The 6,498-nt window shown below is 68.5% G+C and carries 9 protein-coding genes; 3 read left to right on the top strand and 6 right to left on the bottom strand.

The window, feature by feature from the left end:
- Both FNM00_RS08935 and FNM00_RS08930 read left to right on the top strand, forming a co-directional pair.
- Positions 1–745, top strand: a 745-nt coding sequence (locus tag FNM00_RS08935; protein WP_221933653.1) for an IS3 family transposase, incomplete at its 5' end; no start/stop codon positions are given.
- Between the two features lie 99 nt (positions 746–844).
- Entirely contained in the window at positions 845–1,843 is a 999-nt protein-coding gene (locus tag FNM00_RS08930) for an IS481 family transposase (protein ID WP_143913083.1), read from the top strand.
- Here the strand turns inward: FNM00_RS08930 and FNM00_RS08925 are convergent.
- The 5 genes from FNM00_RS08925 to FNM00_RS08905 form a co-directional block, all read right to left on the bottom strand.
- Positions 1,840–2,601, bottom strand: coding sequence for an adenosylcobinamide-GDP ribazoletransferase (locus tag FNM00_RS08925; RefSeq protein ID WP_143913082.1), 762 nt, complete (start codon positions 2,599–2,601; stop codon positions 1,840–1,842). The genes FNM00_RS08930 and FNM00_RS08925 overlap by 4 nt on opposite strands.
- A gap of 16 nt (positions 2,602–2,617) precedes the next feature.
- Entirely contained in the window at positions 2,618–3,457 is an 840-nt protein-coding gene (locus tag FNM00_RS08920) for an SCO6745 family protein (RefSeq protein ID WP_143913081.1), read from the bottom strand.
- Between the two features lie 32 nt (positions 3,458–3,489).
- Positions 3,490–3,750 (bottom strand): WXG100 family type VII secretion target, encoded by a 261-nt coding sequence (locus FNM00_RS08915; protein WP_143913080.1) that lies wholly within the window; start codon positions 3,748–3,750, stop codon positions 3,490–3,492.
- Positions 3,747–4,016, bottom strand: coding sequence for a hypothetical protein (locus tag FNM00_RS08910; protein ID WP_143913079.1), 270 nt, complete (start codon positions 4,014–4,016; stop codon positions 3,747–3,749). The genes FNM00_RS08915 and FNM00_RS08910 overlap by 4 nt, the downstream gene beginning before the upstream one ends.
- Positions 4,017–4,160: 144 nt before the next feature.
- Positions 4,161–5,117 carry an NADPH:quinone oxidoreductase family protein gene (locus FNM00_RS08905; RefSeq protein WP_143913078.1) on the bottom strand — a complete coding sequence of 319 codons (957 nt, stop codon included), beginning with the start codon at positions 5,115–5,117 and terminating at the stop codon, positions 4,161–4,163.
- Positions 5,118–5,202: 85 nt separating this feature from the next.
- Here FNM00_RS08905 and FNM00_RS08900 point away from each other — a divergent pair, with 85 nt between their 5' ends.
- The gene (locus FNM00_RS08900; protein ID WP_246065122.1) at positions 5,203–5,817 is read left to right on the top strand and encodes a TetR/AcrR family transcriptional regulator; all 615 of its coding nucleotides are present in this window, start codon (positions 5,203–5,205) and stop codon (positions 5,815–5,817) included.
- Positions 5,818–5,969: 152 nt separating this feature from the next.
- On the opposite strand, the gene FNM00_RS08895 is transcribed toward FNM00_RS08900, so the two are convergent.
- Positions 5,970–6,479 (bottom strand): inorganic diphosphatase, encoded by a 510-nt coding sequence (locus FNM00_RS08895; protein ID WP_425456804.1) that lies wholly within the window; start codon positions 6,477–6,479, stop codon positions 5,970–5,972.
- Positions 6,480–6,498: the final 19 nt, after the last annotated feature.

Genomic DNA, 6,498 nt, shown 5'->3' with positions numbered 1-6,498 from the left:
AACGCCCTTCACGATGCCCACGTCGAGGACCGACCCAACATTCGGCTACCGGTTCCTCGGCCATGAGGCGAAGAAGGCCGGCTGGTCGATGAGCCGCCGCACCGCGTGGTCGCTGTGCTCGCAATCGGGCATCCTGTCGGCTGCTCAACGCCGCCGCCATGGCAAGGGCACCAAGACCGGGCCGCCGGTCTTCGACGACCACGTGCAACGGATGTTCACCGCCGACGTCCCGAACCGGGTCTGGTTCACCGACATCACCGAGCACCGGACAGCCGAGGGCAAGCTCTACTGCTGCGCGATCAAGGACGCCTGCGGCCACCGAGTCGTGGGCTACTCGATCAGCGACAGGATGCCCGCCTCGCTGGCCGTCGATGCACTCAACAACGCCGTCGCTCGCCGCAAGGCTGAAGGGCACGACGTCGCCGGCTGCATCCTGCACGCCGACCGGGGCAGCCAGTTCCGCTCTCGCAAGATGGGCCACACGTTGAACCGTCACGGAATGGTCGGCTCGATGGGCCGCGTCGGGGCCGCGGGCGACAACGCCGCCATGGAGAGCTTCTGGTCGCTACTGCAGACCAACGTGCTCAACCAGCGACGTTGGTCGACCCGCCAGGAGCTGCGTCTGGCGATCGTGGTCTGGATCGAACGCAAGTACCACCGGCAACGCCCCCAGGACTCACTCGGCGGGTTGACCCCCATCGAGTACGAGGACAAGATCACCACCAACGCAGCAGCCGCTGCCTAAACAACAACTGTCACCCGCGGCTGCATCACGCCCGATAGGTGAAGGCCTCCGGGTGAGAGTGGAGCTGTCTAGGTTCCGTTTCGCACCGAGGAGGCCTTCATGGTCCACGCTAACGCTGCCCTCACACCACGAGCACGTCTTCGTCTGGCCCGTCTGATCGTCGAGGACGGCTGGAAGCCGTCGGAGGCGGCCAGGATGTTCATGGTCTCGACCGTGACCGCCCGCAAATGGGCAGCCCGGTTCCGTGCTGAGAGGCCGGCCGGGATGGTCGACCGGTCGAGCCGGCCCAGGTCTTGTCCGCGCCGCACTCCCGAGCACGTCAAGCGTCGGATTGTGACGCTGCGTTGGCGTCACCGGTTGGGGCCAGTGCAGATCGGAGGCCGGCTCGGACTCGCGCCGTCAACGGTGCACGCGGTGCTGGTGCGCTGTCGCTTGAATCGGCTCCGCCACATCGATCGGGTCACCGGGGAGCCGATCAGGCGTTACGAGCACCCGCGTCCGGGGTCGTTGATCCACGTCGACGTCACGAAGTTCGGCAACATTCCCGACGACGGCGGCTGGCGCTACGTCGGAAAGCAGCACGGCTATCGAAACAAGGCTCAGACGGCGTTGCGGACCGGCCGGACACCAAAAGGCCACCCGAACATCGGCACGGCATTCCTACACACGGTGATCGACGACCACTCCCGCGTCGCCTACGCCGAGTTCTGTCCCGATGAGACCGCGGCCAGCGCCATCGGTGTCCTGCAGCGGGCCGTCGAGTGGTTCGCCGACCGCGGCGTCACCGTCGAACGCGTCCTCTCCGACAACGGCAGCTGCTACCGATCACACGCCTGGCGCGACGCCTGCCAAGCCCTCGAGATCACCCACAAACGCACTCGCCCCTACCGACCGCAGACCAACGGAAAAATCGAGAGGTTCCACCGCACCCTCGCCGACGGCTGGGCCTACGCACGGTTCTACAGATCAGAGGCAGAACGCCGAGCCGCCCTGCCTGGCTGGCTGCACTTCTACAATCACCACAGGCCCCATTCCGCACTCGGAGCGCTACCACCCATCAGCAGGATCGAGAACAACCTGCCTGGACATCACACCTAGCTCGCCGACAGCAGCATGACCGCGAGGGAGACCTCCACCGTGGCACCGAAGACGTCACCGACGACCCCGCCGAGGCGTCGCACGGCGCGGCGCAGCAGCCAGGCCGTGGCGACGAGCGCGGCCGCGGCTGTGAGGAGACCGTGCCACCAGGGCAGGTCGAGGGCCCAGGCGCCGAGGCAGAGAGCCGCGGTGATGGCCACCCAGATCGCCGTGGTGACCACTGGATGGATCGTCTCGGTGTAGGTCACCCCCAGGCCGTCCTTGCGCGCACCGCGCACCCCGCGGGTGCACCCGAGCGCGGCGACGGCACGGGAGGTGCAGATCAGAGCCGCGGCGATCACCGGACCCCAGGCCTCGTCGAGGAGCGTCGTGAGCGCGCCGATCTGGATGCCGAGGACCAGCACGAGCGCGGCGGCGCCGGCGGGACCGGCATTGCCGACCTTGATCACCTCGAGGGCTCGCGCCGGATCGTAGGACGAAGTCAACCCGTCCGCGGTGTCGGACAGGCCGTCGAGGTGGAAGGCTCGACTGCCGAGGGCGAGCGCGGCGACGGCGGTGGCCGCGATGGCGATCGGGGCGAGCCCGAGCTCGCGACCGAGCCACAGCACGAGGGCTGCGGTGGCGGCGAGAGGCACGACCGCGAGCGGCGCCAAGGCGACCGCGGCCCCGCTCAGGCGTGGAGTGACCTCACGGGGCGGGGCCACTGGGATGGCCGTGAAGGTGCCCACCGACAGCCGCCAGGCGTTCAAGAGATCCACCTCGGTATTGTCCCGGTCAGCCGGTGGGCGGCCGCACGCCCGTCGGATTCAGGGTGGGGACGAGCGGAGCCACCCGTCTCGCCAGTCGGGTGAGTGCTGCCGTGACCGTCAGCGCACGGGCCGTGGCCTGATGGTCGAGCCCGTTGGCGCAGATCCGGTCGGTCGCGTTCTCGAGCTGGGTTCGTGCCGCGCGCCCGGAGTCGGTGAGCACGCCTTCGGGGGTGAGCCAGCCGCGTTGGCGCAGGTTCTCGCCACCCTCGCTCCAGGCGTCGTCGTCCCAGCCTCGGGCGGCCTGCTGGGTGGACGGCACGAGACCGGCGGCTTGGGCCAGCCGGTTCGCCGCGGCGCCGCCGAGGCCCGCGGTGGTGAGCACGGCGACGTGACAGTCGCCGCGGTACTCCCGCCATACGGTCGCGGCGTGCCAGAGCCGGTCGAGGAGGTCCTCGGGCACCGGGAGGGCGGCGTGGGCGGCCGCCAGGGGCTTACCGGCCCAGTCGGCACCGTCGAGCATGGCGGTGAGCTGTCGTGCCACGTGCTCGACCGTGTCGTCGGCGGCCAGGAGCGGGGCCAGGGCATCGTGGGCGATCGCCCGTCGGGTGCGCAGGATCTCGGCCGGCGCGGCACGAGACCACGCGTCGGGAAGGGCGCGGCGGATCCGCGTCGGCGAGAAGCCGTGGAAGAGCGCGGTGACCAGCTCGGGGGAGGGGGTGCCGAGGGCCGCCGATCGCGAGGCCGTGTATCCCATCCAGAACCCCGCGAGACCGATCTCGGTGTAACGGTCGGTCGCGTCCGCGGCGAAATAGACCGGAGCGTGCAGGGCCTCCACCGACCGCCAGAACTCCGGATCCACCGCCATGCAGGTCAGTCTCGCACGACGCCGATCGGAGGTCAGGCCCAGTGCAGGTAGGTGCGCTGTGGCAGAGGAGTCTCCTCGGCGACGGAAGCATCGTCGCCCTCGTCGGTCGGGGACGGCTCCTGTTCGAGGAGGAGTGAGAGATCGGCCGCGGCGCTGCGCCATTGTCCGAGGGCCGACTGGTAGGCCTCCGTGGCCGTGCTGCTCCAGTGCACGCGCAGCTGGCGCAGTTCGCTCTCCAGCTCGGTCAGTCTCTCGCTGATGACATCGCGATGGGGGACGTCGGGCGATGTCATCCGGCGTGCCGAGAAAGACGATCGTCAGGAAGGAAGGGCTGCGCCAGTGCCGAACGGTCCAGCGCAGCCTCGAGACGATCGAGTGCTGCCAGGATCCGCCGGGTGTCGGCGTCATAGCGGTAGTGCTCACGTGTGGACTGCTCGTCGTCTCCGAAGAGCGAAGCGCGGAGTGCGATGGTGTGGGCGGCGATCTCATGACGGGCGTCCGCCACGCGGGCGGCGCCGAGCTGCATGGACAGGGCCGGGTCGCCGATATTGATGGACATGGGCCCCCTCGCCTCGTACATCGAACCATCGCGACCAGCACGCGATGATGGGTCCAGCCTAGACGGCTGGACCCATCATGACTAGTACTAATGGCCTATTCGTCGGCGGGTCGAAGGTGACGATCCGATGGAGGAGCCGACCGCTCAGACCGTGAGCACGACCTTGCCGGTGGCCCGTCGCTGGTCGAGTGCGTTGAGGGCCTGGGAGGCCTCCGCGAGCGGCCAGCTGGGGCCGACCACCGGATCGAGCACCCCGCTCTCGATATGCGGCAGCATCGCCGTCCACTCCTTCTGGAGGTGGCCGGGACGGCTCAGCGCGTAGGCGCCCCAGCCGACACCGACGACGGAGATGTTGTTGAGCAGGAGCCGGTTGACCTTGACGGTGGGGATCTCTCCGCCGGTGAAGCCGATGACCAGGAGGCGGCCGTCCTCGGCCAGGCATCGCAGCGAGTCGGTGAAGCGGTCTCCGCCCACGGGGTCCACGACGATGTCGATACGTCCCCCGACGAGGGCGGCATCCTTGAATCCATCAGCGAGGACGTACTCGTCGGCACCCGCGTCGAGGGCGATCTGTCCCTTCTCGTCGGTCGAGGTGACGGCCACGACCCGCCCGGCGCCGAAGGCCTTGGCGACCTGGACCGCCGCCGTGCCGACGCCCCCGGCAGCGCCGTGCACCAGCACCGACTCGCCGGTCTGCAAGCCGCCGCGCTCGACGAGGGCGAAGTAGGCGGTGCCGTAGTTGAACATGAAGGACGCACCGGCCTCGTAGCTCATCGCATCGGGCAGTGCGAAGGTGTACTGAGGCTCGGCCGTCACCTGCTCGGCGAAGCCGCCGAGGAAGGGCAGCGCCGCGACCCGGTCGCCCGGGCGCAGCCCGGAGTCCGCCGGTGCGCTGATGACGTCCCCGGCCACTTCGCTGCCGGGGATGAACGGCAGCTCGGGCTTGATCTGGTACTGGCCGCGAGTCTGCAGGAGTTCGGGGAAGGCCACGCCGGCGGCTCGGACGGCGATGACGACCGCCGCGTCATCGGCGGGCGCCTCGACGTCGTTGAGCTCGATCGCATCGGGACCGTCCAGTGAGGTGATCTGAATCGCACGCATGGGGCAGAGCCTAGTGGGCGACCTGAACCTCGCGTCAACTTGGGATTTCGGATACTATCGGTATCTGAGTGGAGGAGGCCCGAAGGTGACGCAGACCAGGGTGACACGCGCCGAACGACAGGCGCAGACGCGGGGGCGATTGATCGATGTCGCCAAGGAGATGTTCTTACGCGACGGATACGCCGCGACCTCCCTGGACAAGGTAGCCCTCGAGGCAGGCTTCTCGAAGGGCGCCGTCTATTCGAACTTCGCCGGCAAGGAGGAACTGTGCCTCGCCGTCCTCGATCTCATCCACGCCGAGAAGGTGCGCGGGGTCCGGGAGGCCTTCACTCGAGAAGCCGACCTGGAGGCACAGCTCAAGGCCTTCGCGGACTGGGCGCACGACGGTCTCGGAGAGCCTCGCTGGACGGCCCTCGAGGTCGAGTTCGGAGCGGTGGCCCGCCACAACGAGTGGGTGGCAGCCGAGCTGGTGACCCGGCATCGGGAGATCCGCGAGGCGATCGGGCAGCTCATCGAGTACGTGGTCGAGGAGGCCGGGCTCACCTCCCGGCTGCCCGTCCCGACCGCCGCGGCCGCGCTGCTGAGCCTCGGTGTGGGGCTCGGAGCGCTGCGATCCCTGGACGCTCAGGTCGACATCGGCGTGTTCACCGATGTCATGCGTGCTCTGATTCCACCCGCCGAGACAGAGGCGCCGGCGTAACGAGCACGCAAGATGTGACTCCCGGGCGGTCATAGCGACCGCCGAGTCACATCCTCCGTCCGCGAACCACGAAGGATGTGATTCCGTGGCGGTCATAGCAACCGCGGAATCACATCCTTCGTCGGAACGCGGGGTGGCCGCGCGGTCGGACGTCAGTAGCCGCCGTTGTCCCGGAAGCGCTGGAAGCTGGCCTCGATCTCGACCTCGGCCTCCGCGCGGCCCACCCAGTGGGAGCCCTCCTCGACGGACTTGCCCGGCTCGAGCGCCTTGTAGGACTCGAAGAAGTGCTGGATCTCGCTGAGATCGAACTGGGCGACATCGCCGATGTCCTGCAGGTGCTCCTGACGGGGGTCCGTGGCGGGAACACACAGGATCTTGTCATCGCCGCCGGCCTCGTCGGTCATCGTGAACATGCCGATGGCGCGGCATTCGATGACGCAGCCGGGGAAGGTCGGGAACGGCAGGATCACGAGCGCATCGAGCGGGTCACCGTCTTGGCCGAGGGAATCGTCGATGAAGCCGTAGTCAGCGGGGTACTGCATCGACGTGAAGAGCGTGCGGTCCAGACGGAGGCGGTGCGTCTTGTGGTCGAGCTCGTACTTGTTGCGCTCCCCTTTGGGGATTTCCACGGTGACGTCGAAAAACACGGTACCTCCGGTGATATGGGCGGCGTCTACGGCG

The sequence above is a fragment of the Aeromicrobium piscarium genome, from assembly GCF_007421815.1.
GTDB classification, from domain to species: domain Bacteria; phylum Actinomycetota; class Actinomycetes; order Propionibacteriales; family Nocardioidaceae; genus Aeromicrobium; species Aeromicrobium piscarium.
Note: the sequence above shows the minus strand (reverse complement) of the source record. Positions and strands in the feature narration are given on the sequence as shown.

Excerpts from the sequence above, each read along its gene's own strand:
- FNM00_RS08930 (WP_143913083.1), top strand. The coding sequence starts at position 845 with ATGGTCCACGCTAACGCTGCCCTCACACCACGAGCACGTCTTCGTCTG.
- FNM00_RS08920 (WP_143913081.1), bottom strand. The coding sequence starts at position 3,457 with ATGGCGGTGGATCCGGAGTTCTGGCGGTCGGTGGAGGCCCTGCACGCT.
- FNM00_RS08915 (WP_143913080.1), bottom strand. The coding sequence starts at position 3,750 with ATGACATCGCCCGACGTCCCCCATCGCGATGTCATCAGCGAGAGACTG.
- FNM00_RS08910 (WP_143913079.1), bottom strand. The coding sequence starts at position 4,016 with ATGTCCATCAATATCGGCGACCCGGCCCTGTCCATGCAGCTCGGCGCC.
- FNM00_RS08905 (WP_143913078.1), bottom strand. The coding sequence starts at position 5,117 with ATGCGTGCGATTCAGATCACCTCACTGGACGGTCCCGATGCGATCGAG.